At 65.7% G+C, this 16,107-nt stretch carries 22 protein-coding genes and 2 pseudogenes; all 24 read right to left on the bottom strand.

Annotation, left to right across the window (positions count from 1 at the left end; genetic code table 11):
- Position 1 precedes the first annotated feature (1 nt).
- Positions 2 to 400 carry a 30S ribosomal protein S8 gene (rpsH, locus tag QUE79_RS06465; protein ID WP_286345951.1) on the bottom strand — a complete coding sequence of 133 codons (399 nt, stop codon included), beginning with the start codon at positions 398 to 400 and terminating at the stop codon, positions 2 to 4.
- A gap of 142 nt (positions 401 to 542) precedes the next feature.
- Positions 543 to 1,133, bottom strand: coding sequence for a 50S ribosomal protein L5 (rplE, locus tag QUE79_RS06460; RefSeq protein WP_286345950.1), 591 nt, complete (start codon positions 1,131 to 1,133; stop codon positions 543 to 545).
- Positions 1,133 to 1,492, bottom strand: coding sequence for a 50S ribosomal protein L24 (gene rplX / locus QUE79_RS06455; RefSeq protein ID WP_286345949.1), 360 nt, complete (start codon positions 1,490 to 1,492; stop codon positions 1,133 to 1,135). Before rplX ends, rplE begins: the two co-directional genes overlap by 1 nt.
- Before the next feature lie 3 nt (positions 1,493 to 1,495).
- Positions 1,496 to 1,864, bottom strand: a complete 369-nt coding sequence (rplN, locus tag QUE79_RS06450) for a 50S ribosomal protein L14 (protein ID WP_286345948.1) — start codon at positions 1,862 to 1,864, stop codon at positions 1,496 to 1,498.
- Positions 1,865 to 1,893: 29 nt separating this feature from the next.
- Positions 1,894 to 2,229 (bottom strand): small ribosomal subunit protein uS17, encoded by a 336-nt coding sequence (locus tag QUE79_RS06445; protein ID WP_350271746.1) that lies wholly within the window; start codon positions 2,227 to 2,229, stop codon positions 1,894 to 1,896.
- Positions 2,189 to 2,539, bottom strand: coding sequence for a 50S ribosomal protein L29 (rpmC, locus tag QUE79_RS06440; protein ID WP_286345947.1), 351 nt, complete (start codon positions 2,537 to 2,539; stop codon positions 2,189 to 2,191). Before rpmC ends, QUE79_RS06445 begins: the two co-directional genes overlap by 41 nt.
- A complete protein-coding gene (rplP, locus tag QUE79_RS06435; RefSeq protein WP_055964987.1) occupies positions 2,539 to 2,958 on the bottom strand; it encodes a 50S ribosomal protein L16 in 420 nt (139 codons plus the stop codon). Before rplP ends, rpmC begins: the two co-directional genes overlap by 1 nt.
- A 2-nt stretch (positions 2,959 to 2,960) precedes the next feature.
- Positions 2,961 to 3,752 carry a 30S ribosomal protein S3 gene (rpsC, locus tag QUE79_RS06430; protein WP_286345946.1) on the bottom strand — a complete coding sequence of 264 codons (792 nt, stop codon included), beginning with the start codon at positions 3,750 to 3,752 and terminating at the stop codon, positions 2,961 to 2,963.
- Positions 3,752 to 4,144 carry a 50S ribosomal protein L22 gene (gene rplV / locus QUE79_RS06425; RefSeq protein WP_286345945.1) on the bottom strand — a complete coding sequence of 131 codons (393 nt, stop codon included), beginning with the start codon at positions 4,142 to 4,144 and terminating at the stop codon, positions 3,752 to 3,754. Before rplV ends, rpsC begins: the two co-directional genes overlap by 1 nt.
- Positions 4,145 to 4,169: 25 nt before the next feature.
- Positions 4,170 to 4,451: a 30S ribosomal protein S19 gene (gene rpsS, locus QUE79_RS06420; protein WP_055964978.1), complete on the bottom strand. Its 282-nt coding sequence runs from the start codon at positions 4,449 to 4,451 to the stop codon at positions 4,170 to 4,172.
- Between the two features lie 12 nt (positions 4,452 to 4,463).
- The gene (gene rplB, locus QUE79_RS06415; protein WP_286345944.1) at positions 4,464 to 5,303 is read right to left on the bottom strand and encodes a 50S ribosomal protein L2; all 840 of its coding nucleotides are present in this window, start codon (positions 5,301 to 5,303) and stop codon (positions 4,464 to 4,466) included.
- 19 nt (positions 5,304 to 5,322) lie between these two features.
- The gene (gene rplW, locus QUE79_RS06410; RefSeq protein ID WP_055964972.1) at positions 5,323 to 5,622 is read right to left on the bottom strand and encodes a 50S ribosomal protein L23; all 300 of its coding nucleotides are present in this window, start codon (positions 5,620 to 5,622) and stop codon (positions 5,323 to 5,325) included.
- Positions 5,619 to 6,281, bottom strand: a complete 663-nt coding sequence (rplD, locus tag QUE79_RS06405) for a 50S ribosomal protein L4 (RefSeq protein ID WP_286345943.1) — start codon at positions 6,279 to 6,281, stop codon at positions 5,619 to 5,621. The genes rplW and rplD overlap by 4 nt, the downstream gene beginning before the upstream one ends.
- A 3-nt stretch (positions 6,282 to 6,284) precedes the next feature.
- Entirely contained in the window at positions 6,285 to 6,938 is a 654-nt protein-coding gene (rplC, locus tag QUE79_RS06400; protein WP_286345942.1) for a 50S ribosomal protein L3, read from the bottom strand.
- 14 nt (positions 6,939 to 6,952) lie between these two features.
- Entirely contained in the window at positions 6,953 to 7,261 is a 309-nt protein-coding gene (gene rpsJ / locus QUE79_RS06395) for a 30S ribosomal protein S10 (RefSeq protein WP_055964962.1), read from the bottom strand.
- A 517-nt stretch (positions 7,262 to 7,778) separates the two neighbouring features.
- A complete protein-coding gene (locus tag QUE79_RS06390; RefSeq protein WP_286345941.1) occupies positions 7,779 to 8,558 on the bottom strand; it encodes a DarT ssDNA thymidine ADP-ribosyltransferase family protein in 780 nt (259 codons plus the stop codon).
- 66 nt (positions 8,559 to 8,624) lie between these two features.
- Positions 8,625 to 9,598, bottom strand: a pseudogene (locus QUE79_RS06385) (DNA topoisomerase IB).
- A gap of 118 nt (positions 9,599 to 9,716) precedes the next feature.
- Positions 9,717 to 9,932, bottom strand: a complete 216-nt coding sequence (locus tag QUE79_RS06380; protein ID WP_286345940.1) for an Rv0909 family putative TA system antitoxin — start codon at positions 9,930 to 9,932, stop codon at positions 9,717 to 9,719.
- A 197-nt stretch (positions 9,933 to 10,129) separates the two neighbouring features.
- Complete coding sequence (tuf, locus tag QUE79_RS06375) at positions 10,130 to 11,323, bottom strand: elongation factor Tu (protein ID WP_286345939.1); 1,194 nt, start codon at positions 11,321 to 11,323, stop codon at positions 10,130 to 10,132.
- 160 nt (positions 11,324 to 11,483) lie between these two features.
- Positions 11,484 to 13,597, bottom strand: a pseudogene (gene fusA / locus QUE79_RS06370) (elongation factor G).
- 75 nt (positions 13,598 to 13,672) lie between these two features.
- A complete protein-coding gene (gene rpsG, locus QUE79_RS06365) occupies positions 13,673 to 14,143 on the bottom strand; it encodes a 30S ribosomal protein S7 (RefSeq protein WP_055964944.1) in 471 nt (156 codons plus the stop codon).
- A complete protein-coding gene (rpsL, locus tag QUE79_RS06360; RefSeq protein WP_055964941.1) occupies positions 14,143 to 14,517 on the bottom strand; it encodes a 30S ribosomal protein S12 in 375 nt (124 codons plus the stop codon). Before rpsL ends, rpsG begins: the two co-directional genes overlap by 1 nt.
- A 293-nt stretch (positions 14,518 to 14,810) precedes the next feature.
- Entirely contained in the window at positions 14,811 to 15,263 is a 453-nt protein-coding gene (locus QUE79_RS06355; protein ID WP_286345938.1) for a CBU_0592 family membrane protein, read from the bottom strand.
- Between the two features lie 260 nt (positions 15,264 to 15,523).
- Positions 15,524 to 15,997 (bottom strand): DUF6121 family protein, encoded by a 474-nt coding sequence (locus tag QUE79_RS06350; protein ID WP_286345937.1) that lies wholly within the window; start codon positions 15,995 to 15,997, stop codon positions 15,524 to 15,526.
- Positions 15,998 to 16,107: the final 110 nt, after the last annotated feature.

Here is a 16,107-nt window from a genome sequence, read left to right as displayed (position 1 = left end):
GTTACCACACGTAGGCGAGGACTTCCCCACCCACGCCCTTCTGCTCGGCCTCGCGGTCGGTCAGCAGACCCGAGGAAGTCGACAGGATGGCCACGCCGAGACCGCCGAGAACCTGAGGGATCTCGGTCGACTTCGCGTAGACGCGGAGGCCCGGCTTGGACACGCGCTTGATGCCCACGATGGAGCGCTCACGGGCGGGGCCGTACTTGAGGTCGATGGTGAGGGTCTGACCGACGCGAGCGTCTTCGACCTTCCAACCGTCGATGAAACCCTCTTTCTTGAGGATCTCGGCGATGTGGGACTTGAGCTTGGAGCTCGGCAGCGACACGGTTTCGTGGAACGCCGAGTTCGCGTTGCGCAGTCTGGTCAGCAGGTCTGCGACCGGATCTGTCATCGTCATGCGATTTGATCACTTTCTCGCCTGGTTTCGGCTTCCGGTACACCGGGAGCCGACCTGAGCGATCGGGGTGGTTCGAAGCGGTTCTCCGAACACGGAAGGACGGCCGGACACTCCAGAAAGCGAAGTGTCCGACCGAACGATCTTAGTTGGCCTGGTCGGCCGCGCGGAACGGGAATCCGAGAGCCTTGAGCAGAGCCCGGCCCTCGTCGTCGTTCTTGGCCGTGGTCACGACGGTGATGTCGAAGCCACGGACGCGGTCGATGCGGTCCTGATCGATCTCGTGGAACATGCTCTGCTCGTTGAGACCGAACGTGTAGTTGCCGTTTCCGTCGAACTGGCGGTCGCTGAGACCGCGGAAGTCACGGATACGGGGAAGAGCGAGCGACAGCAGGCGGTCGAGGAACTCCCAGGCGCGGTCGCCACGAAGCGTGACGTGAGCGCCGATGGGCTGACCCTCGCGCAGCTTGAACTGAGCGATCGACTTGCGGGCCTTGGTGACCTGCGGCTTCTGGCCGGTGATGGCGGTGAGGTCTTTGACCGCGCCATCCATGACCTTGGAGTCGCGAGCAGCCTCGCCGACACCCGTGTTGACGACGATCTTCACGAGTCCGGGCACCTGGTGCACGTTCGTGAAGCCGAAGTCGCTCTTCAGCTGCGGAAGGATCTCCGCCTGGTATTTGGCCTTGAGGCGCGGCTGGTTTGTGCCAGCCTGCAGGGCGGTGGTGTCAGTCATCAGAGGTCCTCACCCGACTTCTTGGCGTAACGAACGCGGACCGTCTTGGTGACGCCGTCCTTCGTGACCTTGTCTTCGCGGAAACCGACGCGGGTCGGCTTCTTGCTCTTGGGGTCGACCAGTTGCACGTTCGACACGTGGATGGGAGCCTCGTGCGTCTCGATGCCACCGGTCTTGGTGCCGCGCTGGGTCTGACCGACGCGGACGTGCTTGGTGACGAAGTTGACACCCTCCACGACGACGCGGTCTTCGGCCTTGAGCACCTCGATGACCTTGCCCTGCTTGCCGCGGTCTCCGCCGCGAGCCTGCGTGGGCCCGGAGATGACCTGAACCAGGTCACCCTTCTTGATGTTTGCCATGACTTAGATAACCTCCGGCGCCAGCGAGATGATCTTCATGAACTTCTTGTCGCGGAGTTCGCGACCGACCGGTCCGAAGATGCGGGTACCGCGAGGGTCTCCGTCAGCCTTCAGGATCACTGCGGCGTTCTCGTCGAACTTGATGTAGGAGCCGTCGGTGCGACGGGTCTCTTTCTTGGTGCGAACGATGACCGCCTTGACGACGTCACCCTTCTTCACGTTGCCACCGGGGATGGCGTCCTTCACCGTGGCGACGATGACGTCGCCGAGGCCGGCGTAGCGACGGCCGGAGCCACCGAGAACGCGGATGGTGAGGATCTCTTTGGCACCGGTGTTGTCGGCGACCTTGAGGCGGGATTCCTGCTGAATCACTTCTGTCTCCTTCTGGAGTAGGCCGAGGCCTACTTCGCCTTCTCGAGGATCTCGACCAGGCGCCAGCGCTTCGAAGCGCTGAGCGGACGGGTCTCGCTGATGACGACCAGGTCGCCGACGCCGGCCGAGTTAGCCTCGTCGTGGACCTTGACCTTGGAGGTGCGGCGGATGACCTTGCCGTACAGGGGTGCTTCACGCGGTCTTCGACCTCGACGACGATGGTCTTCTCCATCTTGTCGCTGGTGACGTAGCCACGACGCGTCTTGCGGTAGCCGCGGACGAGAGTCTCGGTCGAGGCGTCCGCGGTCTTCTTCTCGGTAGCCATTACTTGGTCTCCTCGGCGGTGTCGGCGGCCTCGGTGGCAGGTGCCTCGTCGGCTGCGGCCTTGGGGGCGGCGGCCTTCTTGGTCGACTTCTTCGCAGCTGCCTTGGGGGCGGCCACGACCGGGGCGGGGGTGGCACGGATGCCGAGCTCGCGCTCACGCAGGACCGTGTAGATGCGAGCGATGTCGCGCTTCACGGCGCGCACGCGGCCGTGGTTCTCGAGCTGGCCCGTGGCGGACTGGAAGCGCAGATTGAACAGCTCTTCCTTGGACTTCTTCAACTCGTCGACGAGTTTCTCGTCTTCGAACGTGTCGAGCTCGGTGGAAGCGAGCTCCTTGGATCCGATCGCCATTATGCGTCGCCCTCCTCGCGCTTGATGATGCGTGCCTTCAGGGGCAGCTTGTGGATTGCGCGAGTCAGAGCCTCTTTGGCGACTTCCTCGCTGACGCCGCTGAGCTCGAAGAGCACGCGACCCGGCTTGACGTTGGCGACCCACCACTCGGGCGAACCCTTACCGGAACCCATGCGGGTCTCGGCCGGCTTCTTGGTCAGCGGGCGGTCGGGGTAGATGTTGATCCACACCTTTCCTCCACGCTTGATGTGACGGGTCATGGCGATACGAGCGGACTCGATCTGACGGTTGGTGACGTAGGCAGGCGTGAGCGCCTGGATGCCGTACTCACCGAAGCTCACGCGAGTGCCACCGGTCGCCTGGCCGGAACGGCCGGGGTGGTGCTGCTTGCGGTGCTTGACACGACGGGGAATCAACATGGTTACGCCTCAGCTCCTGCGGTGGCCGGAGCATCCTGCGTCTGCGGAGCACGGGTGTTGCCACCACGGGGTCCACGGTCGCGGTCTCCGCCACGGTCGTTACGACGCTCGGGGCGCGACGACTTCTGGTTCGCCTGCTCACGCGCGAGCTCTTTGTTGGTGATGTCGCCCTTGTAGATCCAGACCTTCACACCGATGCGGCCGAACGTCGTCTTGGCCTCGTAGAAGCCGTAGTCGATGTTGGCGCGAAGGGTGTGCAGGGGCACGCGGCCCTCGCGGTAGAACTCCGAACGGCTCATCTCGGCGCCGCCGAGGCGACCCGAGACCTGGATGCGAACACCCTTGGCGCCGGCGCGCTGGGCACCCTGCAGTCCCTTGCGCATGGCGCGGCGGAAAGCCACGCGAGCGCTGAGCTGCTCGGCGATGCCCTGAGCGACGAGCTGAGCTTCGGCCTCGGGGTTCTTGACCTCGAGGATGTTCAGCTGGATCTGCTTGCCCGTGAGCTTCTCGAGGTCGGCGCGGATGCGCTCGGCCTCGGCGCCACGACGACCGATCACGATGCCCGGACGGGCGGTGTGGATGTCGACGCGAACGCGGTCGCGGGTGCGCTCGATCTCGATCTTGGCCACGCCGGCGCGGTCGAGGGAGGTCTTGAGCAGGTTGCGGATCTTGATGTCTTCGGCGACGTAGTCGCTGTAGCGCTGTCCGGCCTTCGTGCTGTCGGAGAACCAGCGCGACACGTGGTCGGTGGTGATTCCGAGACGGAAGCCGTACGGGTTTACTTTCTGGCCCATTACTTGCTCGCCTTCTTCGACGTTGCGGCCGCTTCGGCCTCTTCCGGTGTCGCGAGGACGACCGTGATGTGGCTGGTGCGCTTCAGGATCTGGAACGCACGGCCCTGAGCACGCGGCTGGAACCGCTTGAGGGTGGCACCCTCGTCGACGTAGACGCTCGAAACGTAGAGGTCTTCGTCGTTGAGGTAGCTGTTCTGGGCATCCGCCTTGACCCGGGCGTTGGCGATGGCCGACGCGACGAGCTTGTAGACGGGCTCAGAGGCGCCCTGGGGCGCGAACTTCAGGATGGCCAGGGCCTCGAGGGCCTGCTTGCCGCGGATCAGGTTGACGACGCGACGGGCCTTCTGAGGCGTAACGCGGATGTGTCGCACACGTGCGATCGACTCCACCATTTTCTCTCCTCCTTTCGTCACCGCGTTAGCGGCGACGACCCTTCTTGTCGTCCTTCACGTGGCCGCGGAAGGTGCGGGTGGGCGCGAACTCGCCGAGCTTGTGGCCGATCATGCTCTCGGTCACGAACACGGGGATGTGCTTGCGCCCGTCGTGCACGGCGATCGTGTGGCCGAGCATGTTCGGGATGATCATCGAACGACGCGACCAGGTGCGGATCACGTTCTTCGTGTTGGCTTCGTTCTGGACAACAACCTTGCGAAGCAGGTGGTCGTCGACGAAGGGGCCCTTCTTCAGACTGCGTGGCATCTTCTACAACTCCTACTTGCGCTTTTTACCAGCGTTGCGGCGGCGGACGATGAGCTTGTCGCTCTCCTTGTTGGGGTGGCGCGTACGGCCCTCTTTCTGACCCCACGGCGAGACCGGGTGACGACCACCGGAGGTCTTGCCCTCACCACCACCGTGCGGGTGGTCGACCGGGTTCATGGCGACACCACGGACGGTCGGGCGAACGCCTTTCCAGCGCATGCGGCCGGCCTTGCCCCAGTTGATGTTGGACTGCTCGGCGTTGCCGACCTCACCGATGGTGGCGCGGCATCGGGCGTCGACGTTGCGGACCTCGCCCGAGGGCAGGCGCAACTGGGCGTAGGGGCCGTCCTTCGCGACGAGACGAACCGAGGCACCGGCGGAACGAGCCATCTTGGCTCCCCCGCCCGGCTTCAGCTCGATCGCGTGGATGACGGTACCGACCGGGATGTTCTTCAGCGGAAGGTTGTTGCCCGGCTTGATGTCGGCCGAGGGACCCGACTCGACGATGTCGCCCTGGCTGAGCTTGTTCGGCGCGATGATGTAGCGCTTGGTGCCGTCCACGAAGTGGAGCAGCGCGATACGAGCGGTGCGGTTGGGGTCGTACTCGATGTGAGCGACCTTCGCGTTGACGCCGTCCTTGTCGTTGCGACGGAAGTCGATGACACGGTACTGGCGCTTGTGGCCACCACCGATGTGACGGGTCGTGATGCGACCGGCGTTGTTGCGGCCACCGCTCTTCGAGAGCGGACGCAGCAGCGACTTCTCCGGAGTGGAGCGCGTGATCTCGGCGAAGTCGGCGACGGACGAACCGCGGCGACCCGGAGTCGTGGGCTTGTAGTTACGAATAGCCATTTTGTTATCCCTCCGAGCCCTAGCCGACAGCCGTGAAGATGTCGATGGAACCCGACTTGAGTGTCACGATGGCGCGCTTGGTGCTCTTGCGCTTGCCGATCCCGAACTTGGTCCGACGCGTCTTACCGGGGCGGTTCAGCGTGTTGATGCTGTCGACCTTGACGTCGAAGATCTTCTCGATGGCGAGCTTGATCTCGGTCTTGTTCGAGCGGGGGTCGACCAAGAAGGTGTACTTGCCCTGGTCGATCAGGGAGTAGCTCTTCTCGGAGACGACCGGCGAGATCACGACGTCGCGGGGGTCTTTGTGGATGCCGCTCATGCGGTGGCCTCCTTCTTGGTCTTCGCGGCCACGAAGGCCTCGAAAGCGCTCTTGGTGAAGACGATGTCGTCGGAGACGAGGACGTCGTAGGCGTTGAGCTGGTCCCACGTGATGACGTGGACCTCGTCGACGTTGCGGACGCTCTTCTGCGTCAGCTCGTCGCTGCGCTCGATGACGACCAGGACGTGCTTGCTCGTCGAGATGCCGGCGAGAAGCTCGAGGGCGACCTTCGTCGACACGACGTCGGCGACGAAGCTCTCGACGACGTGGACGCGGGCGCCGCGGGCGCGGTCGGAGAGAGCACCGAGCAGAGCAGCGGCGATCATCTTCTTGGGGGTGCGCTGCGAGTAGTTGCGCGGCGTCGGGCCGTGGACGATGCCACCGCCGGTCATCTGAGGAGCGCGGATCGAGCCCTGACGAGCGCGACCGGTTCCTTTCTGCTTGAACGGCTTGCGGCCGGCACCGGAGACCTCGCCGCGGCCCTTGACCTTGTGCGTGCCCTGGCGTGCGGCAGCGAGCTGCGCGACGACGACCTGGTGGATCAGCGGGACGTTGGTCGTGACGTCGAAGAGCTCGGCGGGGAGCTCGACGGTGCCGGACTTGGCGCCCTTCGCGTCGAGAACGTCGACGCTGCTGGCGGATGCAGTGGTGGTAGCCATGCGCTAGGCCCCCTTAACGGCGGTACGGACGAAGACGGTGCGGCCACGAGCACCGGGGACGGCGCCCTTGACGAGCAGCAGACCCTTCTCGGCGTCGACGGCGTGGACCGTGAGGTTGAGGACGGTGACGCGGTCGCCACCCATGCGACCGGCCATGCGCATGCCCTTGAAGACACGGCTGGGGGTCGAGGAAGCGCCGATCGAGCCGGGCTTGCGGTGGTTGCGGTGCGAACCGTGCGAGGAGGAGACACCGGCGAAGTTGTGACGCTTCATGACACCGGCGAAGCCCTTGCCCTTGGAGGTACCGACGACGTCGACCTTCTGGCCGGCTTCGAAGGTGTCGACCGTGAGCTCCTGGCCGAGTGCGTACTCGGCGGCGTCAGCGGTGCGGACCTCGGTGAGGGTGCGGCGCGGCGTGACGCCGGCCTTGTCGAAGTGACCGGTGGAGGGCTTGTTCGACTTGCGAGGGTCGATGGCGCCGGCGGCGATCTGGACGGCGACGTAGCCGTCGAGCTCTTCGGTGCGGATCTGGGTCACGACGTTGGTCGAGATCTCGACGACGGTGACGGGGATGAGCTTGTTGTTCTCGTCCCAGACCTGGGTCATGCCGAGCTTCTTGCCGAGCAGGCCCTTGACGTTCTTGGTGGAGTTAGCCATTTGTCGGTCGCCCCCTACAGCTTGATCTCGATGTTGACGTCGGCGGGGAGGTCGAGACGCATGAGCGAGTCGACGGCCTTCGGCGTCGGGTCGATGATGTCGATGAGGCGCTTGTGCGTGCGCTTCTCGAAGTGCTCGCGGCTGTCTTTGTACTTGTGCGGCGAACGGATGACTGCGATCACGTTCTTCTCCGTGGGGAGCGGCACGGGGCCGACCACGGTCGCACCGGCACGGGTCACCGTGTCGACGATCTTGCGAGCTGACGTGTCGATGACCTCGTGGTCATACGACTTCAGTCGGATGCGGATCTTTTGTCCCGCCATGTGTGACTCTCTCTCGATGTAAACGTCGCGCACCTTCACGGGGCCGCCTGACGCGCCCTCCCGAACTCTCGCTCGGTCGGACTCGGTCGGTAGGCAAGGCATCTTGCTCGCCTGCCGCACCACTGTTTTTCTGTCAACGCCCCGCGAGTCGATTGCTCGTTGCTCTAGGGCTGGCTCGAACCCGCGCAAGAGATTTTCAGCGGACGCTGGGGCCTGGGGAGGTCCATCTCTTGGCCCGAGAACGCCACCCCGGTGGGAGTCGCTCTCGGATCCAGCTCCGGGCCGCACGGAAGCGCAGCCGAGGCCTTCGGATTCGATTGAAGAGGTGTCCTGCTACCCGCGGCCCAGAGAGGCCTCGTACGTCTGCGGCGATGAAACCGCTGCTCGTCATGAGACCGACACTGTGCACTGCCTGGCAGTGATTCACGCCGTGAGGCGGAAGTGTTGAACCAGATAATCTTGCCACACCCCGGCATTTGCTGCAACCCGGGCGTGTCGCACCTCGTCGGAGGCCTGCTCAGGCCTCGCTGGGCTTGAACCACGGCGGGTAGATCGCCACGCGGGGCACGACTCCGCCGGCCTCTTTGACCAGGGCCTTGACGTGATCGCGCACCTTGTCGTTCGGCACGCCGATGAGTGTCAGCGCCTTCAGGTCGAAGGATCCGGGAACCAGGATCTCGACGCCCACCAGGTCGGGATCGGTCAGGGACGCGCGCCGCACCAGGGCACCGCCCTCGGCCGAGCCGGCCGCGAAGCGCGTGAGCGGTGCCGATGCGTCTCCGTCGGCCACCACGAACGCGTCGCCGAGGGCGGAGACGGGGGCGACCAGGATCACGTAGTCGGTCGGTCGGGTGGCACGCGCTGCGGTCGACCAGCGGGCACCCTCCGCTCCGTGCCGCACTTCGTCCCAGGTGGCGGCGTCGGGCGACAGGGCGAAAGGCACGTGGCCGGCAGCGGTCGATCCGTCGGGCAGGGCCACGGCCGCGCGCTTCTCGCGGGCGTCGATCGACGTGACGTCGAGTTCGGGGGCCGCATCGGCGCGCAGGAGCCCGGCCGAGAGGATGCCCTCGAGGTTGGAGAGGTGGGTCCAGTGGTGGACCCGCATCGTGGCGAGGTCGATGTCGGGGAGCGGGTCGCTCGCAGCCGGCGCACGCTTGGCGCCGGGAACGCGAGCCGGGAGGCGCCTCGCCGGAGCGGTCTTGCGGGCGGTCGGCGCGGGATCCTGCGGCTCGATGGTCGGGCGGGGCGAGCAGATGTCGCACAATTCTTCATCCAGCCCGTGGATGCACTCGGTCACTGCAGAGGTCCTCTCGAGCGCCCGATGAGCCGGGCGCAACTGCCAACGTTACGTCACCCGGGGCCGTCACCGGTACAGAAGGGCGCGCACCTCCGACTCGGCTGAGGCCGCGCGGGCCGGGTCGATGGTCTCCCCCGAGGTGTAGGCGTCGACGAGTCGCGGGTCGACGTAGCTCTGCTTCGCGATCGAGGGCGTGTTGCCGAGGACCTCGGCGGCGTCCCGCATCGCCTGGGCGAGGGCCCGCTGGCGCTTGGGCGCGCTCGGCTGCGGACCCGTCCGGGCGAGGCTCACGGCGGCGGCCACCGTCCCGTGGAGGGTCCGGAAGTCTTTCGCCGTGAACTCTCCCCCGGTCCGTTCGTGGACGTACTCGTTGATCTCCGCGGCGTGCAGGGGGACCAGGATGCTCCCACCTCCGGCCGGAAGGCGAGGAGGTTCGCGCGCGCTCCGCGCTGCTTCAGACCGCGGATCACCCGCGCGAGGTCCGGGTCGACGATCTCGCTCTCCCACTCCTGCCCGCTCTTCGCGGGAAACGAGAGTGACACCGTGTCGCCGCTCACGGTCGCGTGCGAGCAGAGCAGCGTCGACAGCCCATGGCTGCCGTGCTGCTCGGCGTAGCGCTCCGAGCCGACCCGCAGCGAGCCCGAGTCGAGCATGCGGAAGGCCGCTGCCAGGGCGCGCTCCCGATCGGGTTCGGCGCGCCGCAGGTCCATCGTGACGAGCCGCCGCGCCGCCGGCAGCGATTCGGCGAGCGACAGGGCGCGGTCGAACTTGATGCGGTCCTTCTGCTCGCGCCAGGTGGGGTGGTACAGGTACTGTCGCCGCCCGGCACCGTCCACGCCGGTCGCCTGGATGTGCCCGTTCGGATACGGCGCGATCCAGACGTCCGTCCAGGCCGGCGGGATGGCGAGGTGCTCGATGCGCGCGCGGAGGTCGGGATCGGTGATCGTGCGGCCGCGGTCGTCGCGGTAGGTGAATCCGCGTCCGGAGCGCGCACGCGTGACACCGGGGCGGGTCGAGTCGGTGCGACGAAGGCGAGGCATGCCCCTACGAAACTCGCAGGATCCTGCGCGCTCGCCCACCGGGGTACGCGCCGGGCCGCAGCAGTGGCGGCACGCGAAAGCCCCCGGCGCGAGCACCGGGGGCCAGCGAGGTGACGTCTTACTCGTCGCTGCCGATCTTCTTGTCGGCGGCTTCGCGGGCGTCTTCGATCTTCTCGTGGAACTTTCCACCGGTGATCTTGTCGGCCGCGCCGGCGACGGCGTTGAGGATGTTGTCGCTGACCTCTTCTGCCTTGTCGCTCTTCAGAGCGTCTTTCACCTTGTTGTCGTTCAAGAAATCTTGGGCTTTTTTCGTGACGTCGTCCAGGCCTGCCATGTCGGTCCTTCCTCGGTGACCGGCACTTCCGGCCCTTGCGAACCATCATGGGCGCGACCGGCCGCGGATGCAACGCTGTTTCGGTGAAAAGCGGTTCCGCCCGGGAAGACGTCCGGACACGCGAAAGCGGGCCGAGCCTTTCGGCTCGACCCGCTTCGTGTGGCAGTGCTGGCTAGCAGCCTGTCAGAAGGATCGTGTTACTTGATGATCTTCGTGACGGTGCCGGCGCCGACGGTGCGGCCACCCTCGCGGATAGCGAAGCGCAGGCCCTCCTCCATGGCGATCGGCTGGATCAGCTGAACGGTGATCTCAGTCGTGTCGCCGGGCATGACCATCTCGGTGCCCTCGGGCAGCGTGATGACGCCGGTGACGTCGGTGGTGCGGAAGTAGAACTGCGGACGGTAGTTCGCGTAGAACGGGTTGTGACGGCCGCCCTCATCCTTGGAGAGGATGTAGACGTTGCCCTCGAACTCGGTGTGAGGCGTGATCGAGCCGGGCTTGACGACGACCTGGCCGCGCTCGACCTCTTCGCGCTTGGTACCGCGGAGGAGCAGACCGACGTTCTCACCCGCACGGGCGTCTTCGAGGGTCTTGCGGAACATCTCGATGGCCGTGACGGTCGTCTTGATGCTCTTCTCCTTGATGCCGACGATCTCAACCTCGTCGTTCGGCTTCAGGATGCCGCGCTCGACACGACCGGTGATGACGGTGCCACGACCGGTGATCGTGAAGACGTCCTCGACGGGCATGAGGAAGGGCTGGTCGGTGGCACGAACGGGCTCCGGGACGTTCTCGTCGACGGCGTTCATGAGCTCGAAGACCGTCTCGGCCCACTTCTCGTCGCCCTCGAGGGCCTTGAGAGCGGAGACCTGGATGACCGGAGCGTTGTCGCCATCGAAGTCTTGGCTGGAGAGCAGCTCGCGAACCTCGATCTCGACGAGCTCGAGGATCTCTTCGTCGTCGACCATGTCGGACTTGTTCAGCGCCACGACGATGTAGGGGACGCCGACCTGGCGAGCCAGGAGGACGTGCTCACGCGTCTGGGGCATCGGGCCGTCAGTGGCCGCGACGACCAGGATCGCGCCGTCCATCTGAGCGGCACCGGTGATCATGTTCTTGATGTAGTCGGCGTGGCCCGGAGCGTCGACGTGAGCGTAGTGACGCTTCTCCGTCTGGTACTCGACGTGCGAGATGTTGATCGTGATACCACGAGCCTTCTCTTCGGGCGCGTTGTCGATCTGGTCGAATGCCGACGCGTCGTTGAGGGTCGGGTACTTGTCGTGCAGAACCTTGGTGATCGCCGCGGTGAGCGTCGTCTTACCGTGGTCAACGTGACCGATGGTTCCGATGTTTACGTGCGGCTTAGTCCGCTCGAACTTGGCCTTCGCCACTGTGGGTCCTCCTCAGGACTCGAGTGCAGTCCCAGGGCCGGCCGGATTCCTCCGGCCGACTCAGGGCCTGCGCATTGGTGTGTACTCATGCTACGCGGTCGAGGCTCGACCCCGCATTTCGGGTGGTGCGCCCTGTGGAGAACGCAACCCCCGGGGTGGGCTATTCGCCCTTGTTCTTCGCGATGATCTCCTCGGCAACAGCCTTGGGGACCTCCGCGTACGACTCGAACGTCATCGAGTAGACGGCGCGACCCGAGGTCTTCGACCGCAGGTCACCGACGTATCCGAACATCTCCGACAGCGGGACGCTGGCCTTGACGACCTTCACACCGCTGGCATCGTCCATCGACGCGATCATGCCGCGACGAGAGTTGAGGTCGCCGATGACGTCGCCCATGTACTCCTCGGGCGTGCGCACCTCGACGGCCATGATCGGCTCGAGCAGCACGGGCTGCGCCTTGCGGGCAGCCTCCTTGTACGCGATCGATCCGGCGATCTTGAACGCCATCTCGGACGAGTCGACATCGTGCGCAGCACCGTCGAGGAGCAGCGCGCGGACACCCACGGTGGGGTAACCGGCGAGGACACCGACCTGCATGGCGTCCTGGATGCCGGCGTCGACCGACGGGATGTACTCGCGCGGAACGCGGCCACCCGTGACCTTGTTGACGAACTCGTAGGTGGACTCGGCCGTGACCTCGAAAGGCTCCAGCGCGATCTGCACCTTGGCGAACTGACCCGACCCACCGGTCTGCTTCTTGTGGGTGTAGTCGTAGCGCTCGATGCCCTTCTTGAGCGTCTCGCGGTACGCGACCTGGGGCTTGCCGACGTTCGCCTCGACGTTGAACTCGCGCTTCATGCGGTCGACCAGGATGTCGAGGTGGAGCTCGCCCATTCCCTTGATGACCGTCTGACCGGTCTCGGCGTTCAGCTCGACGCGGAACGTCGGGTCCTCTTCGGCGAGCTTCTGGATGGCCAGCGAGAGCTTCTCCTGGTCCTGCTTCGTCTTCGGCTCGATGGCGACCTCGATGACGGGCTCCGGGAAGGTCATCGACTCGAGGACGATCTGCTCGGACGGGTCGCACAGCGTGTCACCGGTGGTCGTGAACTTCAGACCGATGACGGCGTAGATGTGACCGGCGGTGACGCCGTCGACCGGGTTCTCCTTGTTGGAGTGCATCTGGAAGATCTTGCCGATGCGCTCCTTCTTGTCTTTGGTCGAGTTGATGACCTGAGCACCCGACTCGATGTGACCCGAGTAGACGCGCACGTAGGTCAGACGACCGAAGAAGGGGTGCACCGCGACCTTGAACGCCAGAGCCGAGAAGGGCTCGGCGGAGTCCGGCTTGCGGATGATGATCTTCTCGGCGTCGCGGACGTCGTGGCCCTCCATCGGAGGCACGTCGAGCGGCGACGGGAGGTAGTCGATGACCGCGTCGAGCATCGGCTGGACGCCGCGGTTCTTGAACGCGGAACCGCAGAACACCGGGTACAGCTCGGAGTTGACGGTCATCTTGCGGACGGCGGCCTTGATCTCGGCAACGGTCAGCTCTTCGCCGCCGAAGTACTTCTCGAGCAGGACGTCGTCGGACTCGGCGACGACCTCGAGCAGCTTCGCGCGGTACTCCTCGGCCTGGGCCTGGAGGTCTTCGGGGATGGGCTCGATCTCGTACTTGGCACCGAGCTCGACGTCACCCTTCGAGTCGCCGCGCCACGTGAGCGCGCGCATCTCGACCAGGTCGACGACGCCCTCGAAGTTCGACTCGGAGCCGATCGGGAGCTGCATGACGAGGGCTTCGCACCGAGGCGCTTGATGATGGTGTCGACCGTGTAGTAGAAGTCGGCGCCCAGCTTGTCCATCTTGTTGACGAAGCAGATGCGGGGCACGTCGTATTTGTCGGCCTGACGCCACACGGTCTCGGACTGGGGCTCGACGCCCTCCTTGCCGTCGAAGACGGCAACGGCACCGTCGAGGACGCGCAGGCTGCGCTCGACCTCGACCGTGAAGTCGACGTGACCGGGGGTGTCGATGATGTTGATCTGGTTCTTGTTCCAGAAGCAGGTGGTCGCAGCGGAGGTGATCGTGATGCCACGCTCCTGCTCCTGAGCCATCCAGTCCATCGTGGCAGCGCCGTCGTGGACTTCACCGATCTTGTGGGTGATGCCCGTGTAGTACAGGATGCGCTCGGTGGTCGTCGTCTTGCCGGCATCGATGTGCGCCATGATGCCGATGTTGCGGACCTTGTTCAGGTCGGTGAGCACGTCCTGTGCCACGGGTTCCTCCGATTGGGGGTTAGAGAGTGTGGTTTCTTGCGGGGTGGTCACGGTGGTGACCACCCCGCAAAGCTGTTACCAGCGGTAGTGCGCGAAGGCCTTGTTCGACTCGGCCATCTTGTGCGTGTCTTCACGACGCTTGACGGCGGCGCCGAGACCGTTCGATGCGTCGAGGATCTCGTTCATGAGACGCTCGGTCATCGTCTTCTCGCGACGAGCCTTGGCGTAGCTGGTGAGCCAGCGGAGAGCCAGGGTGTTGGCGCGGTGAGGCTTGACCTCGACCGGCACCTGGTAGGTGGAGCCACCGACGCGACGCGACCGGACCTCGAGGGTCGGGCGGACGTTGTCGAGAGCCTTCTTGAGCGTGGCGACGGCGTCCTGGCCGTTCTTGGCGGAGACGCCGGCGAGAGCACCGTAGACGATGCGCTCGGCGAGGCCCTTCTTGCCGTCGAGCAGGATCTTGTTGACCAGCTGGCTGACGATGGGGGCGCCGTAGACGGGGTCTGCGACGACGGGACGCTTGGGAGCGGGGCCCTTACGAGGCATTACTTCTTCTCCATCTTCGCGCCGTAGCGGCTGCGAGCCTGCTTGCGGTTCTTGACGGCCTGGGTGTCGAGGGCGCCGCGAACGATCTTGTAACGGACACCGGGGAGGTCTTTCACACGACCGCCGCGGACGAGCACCATCGAGTGCTCCTGGAGGTTGTGGCCTTCACCGGGAATGTACGCGGTGACCTCGGTGCCGTTGCTGAGCTTGACGCGAGCAACCTTGCGGAGGGCCGAGTTCGGCTTCTTGGGGGTGGTGGTGTACACACGCGTGCACACGCCACGCTGCTGAGGGTTGGCCTTGAGGGCGGGGGCCTTGGTCTTGACGACCTTCGGCGTGCGTCCCTTTCGGACCAGCTGCTGAATAGTTGGCACTGGTTCTCCTTGTTACGTACTTCTCGGCTCTGGCCGGCCCGGTCGGACGGCTTCCTCATCTCTGGAGCACGGCCGTCACACATCGCAATGCTGAGTGTTGTTGTCGTGCGTCTCTCCCGAGCCGCTGCATCATGGATGCGGAGCATCCTGGACATATGCGGTCGGGCCTGATCGAATCGGCGAGAAGTTCGCCACCCCGAAGAGACGGTTGATTCCAGTTTCGACTGCACCTGGATTCTGGGCGCGCGTTTAAACGCACACCCGAGCAAGAATAGCCTGCCGCCAGGCTCTTATCAAACGGCGGTGGATGCGGGCTCTGCGCCCGGAGCGAACTCGGGGTCGCGGGGGTGCTGCTGGTGCGCGGCCGCGAGAGCGACCACGGCGAGAGCGGCCGTGACCGCCGGCAGGGAGTCGGCCGGGAACGACGTGACCAGGTGCGCGCGCTCGACGTCTTGCATCCTGCGCTCGTGTGTCTCGTCGTGCCGCGCCTCGGCGACGAGACGCCTCGTGCGCGATCGGGCCCTGGCCATGCGGACGAGGACGACGGCCGCGATGATGGCCCAGACGACGTTGACGACGGCGGAGGGCCAGGCGCCGTGCGCCGCGACGTTGAGCGAGATCGCGAAGGCCCCCACAAGATTGCTGAGCTGGTACACCGGGCCGTTCGGGAGTTTTCCGAGGGAGAAGAGAGCGTAGCCGGCGAGGATGACGACGGCGCCGACCCAGCCCAGGATGGTGAGGAGCACGCTGTGATTCTCTGCTTTCTTTTCGCGCGCGGCGAAGCTGCCGGAGAGATGCCGGCTGCTTCGGGGGAGGTGTTCGGACGAGTGCCGGACGAGCAATTGTAGGCACGGTTCCCGGCCGGATTCGACACCCCGAGCGAGGGTGTCCGCCGTGGTCCTCCGCGGCGATCGCGGGGTGCCGCTAGAGGTCGTCGTGGCGGGCGTCGCGCGGTGCCTCGCGGGGTGCCGCTAGAGGTCGTCGCGGGGTGCCTCGCGGGGTGCCGCTAGAGGTCGTCGTGGTGGGCGTCGCGGACCGCACGAGCGGATTCGAAGCGCGCCAGGAGAAGGAAACCCGCGACCACGACTCCGGCCCAGACCGACGAGACGATCACGAACGCGGAACCCGCGTACCGCCCGGCGAACAGCACCAGCCAGACCGCTTCGTCGCGACGGAGCGCGTAGAGCAGGCTGCCGATGAGCAGCATGACGACGTAGCTTCCGACCGCGGCCAGCAGAGAGGGTCGCAGGATCGCAGGCGCCCGGCTCTCGCCATCGCGGCCGGCCACGCCGAAGCTTCGAGCCAACACGAAGAAGACGGCCGCCATCGAGCCGAAGACCATGGCCGGCCCGAGCGTCGTCCCCGCGTCGCGCTCGACGATCACGTCGTCGTCGGTGACGTAGAAGAGGAGCCCGATCGTCAGGACCACGAGCGCGAGATGCGTCACCGTGGCCATGAACGTGAGGAGGCCGCGGGACATGATTCCAGGCTACGCGTGCGCTTCGCGGGGGCTGGTGGTGGTGCTCCCGCCGGCCTCTCCTCCCCCCTCCCGAAATCGAAGGGGATTTTCGCGGCGCGGGCTCTCCCGCC

The organism is Frondihabitans sucicola (genome assembly GCF_030296615.1).
Classification (GTDB): Bacteria; Actinomycetota; Actinomycetes; order Actinomycetales; family Microbacteriaceae; genus Frondihabitans; species Frondihabitans sucicola.
This window is presented reverse-complemented; position numbering and strand designations above follow the sequence as displayed.

Bases quoted from the DNA above. Each gene is read 5' to 3' on its own strand.
- rpsH (WP_286345951.1), bottom strand. From the start codon at position 400: ATGACGATGACAGATCCGGTCGCAGACCTGCTGACCAGACTGCGCAAC.
- rplE (WP_286345950.1), bottom strand. From the start codon at position 1,133: ATGACTGACACCACCGCCCTGCAGGCTGGCACAAACCAGCCGCGCCTC.
- rplX (WP_286345949.1), bottom strand. From the start codon at position 1,492: ATGGCAAACATCAAGAAGGGTGACCTGGTTCAGGTCATCTCCGGGCCC.
- rpmC (WP_286345947.1), bottom strand. From the start codon at position 2,539: ATGGCGATCGGATCCAAGGAGCTCGCTTCCACCGAGCTCGACACGTTC.
- rplP (WP_055964987.1), bottom strand. From the start codon at position 2,958: ATGTTGATTCCCCGTCGTGTCAAGCACCGCAAGCAGCACCACCCCGGC.
- rpsC (WP_286345946.1), bottom strand. From the start codon at position 3,752: ATGGGCCAGAAAGTAAACCCGTACGGCTTCCGTCTCGGAATCACCACC.
- rplV (WP_286345945.1), bottom strand. From the start codon at position 4,144: ATGGTGGAGTCGATCGCACGTGTGCGACACATCCGCGTTACGCCTCAG.
- rpsS (WP_055964978.1), bottom strand. From the start codon at position 4,451: ATGCCACGCAGTCTGAAGAAGGGCCCCTTCGTCGACGACCACCTGCTT.
- rplB (WP_286345944.1), bottom strand. From the start codon at position 5,303: ATGGCTATTCGTAACTACAAGCCCACGACTCCGGGTCGCCGCGGTTCG.
- rplW (WP_055964972.1), bottom strand. From the start codon at position 5,622: ATGAGCGGCATCCACAAAGACCCCCGCGACGTCGTGATCTCGCCGGTC.
- rplD (WP_286345943.1), bottom strand. From the start codon at position 6,281: ATGGCTACCACCACTGCATCCGCCAGCAGCGTCGACGTTCTCGACGCG.
- rplC (WP_286345942.1), bottom strand. From the start codon at position 6,938: ATGGCTAACTCCACCAAGAACGTCAAGGGCCTGCTCGGCAAGAAGCTC.
- rpsJ (WP_055964962.1), bottom strand. From the start codon at position 7,261: ATGGCGGGACAAAAGATCCGCATCCGACTGAAGTCGTATGACCACGAG.
- QUE79_RS06380 (WP_286345940.1), bottom strand. From the start codon at position 9,932: ATGGCAGGCCTGGACGACGTCACGAAAAAAGCCCAAGATTTCTTGAAC.
- rpsG (WP_055964944.1), bottom strand. From the start codon at position 14,143: ATGCCTCGTAAGGGCCCCGCTCCCAAGCGTCCCGTCGTCGCAGACCCC.
- QUE79_RS06350 (WP_286345937.1), bottom strand. From the start codon at position 15,997: ATGTCCCGCGGCCTCCTCACGTTCATGGCCACGGTGACGCATCTCGCG.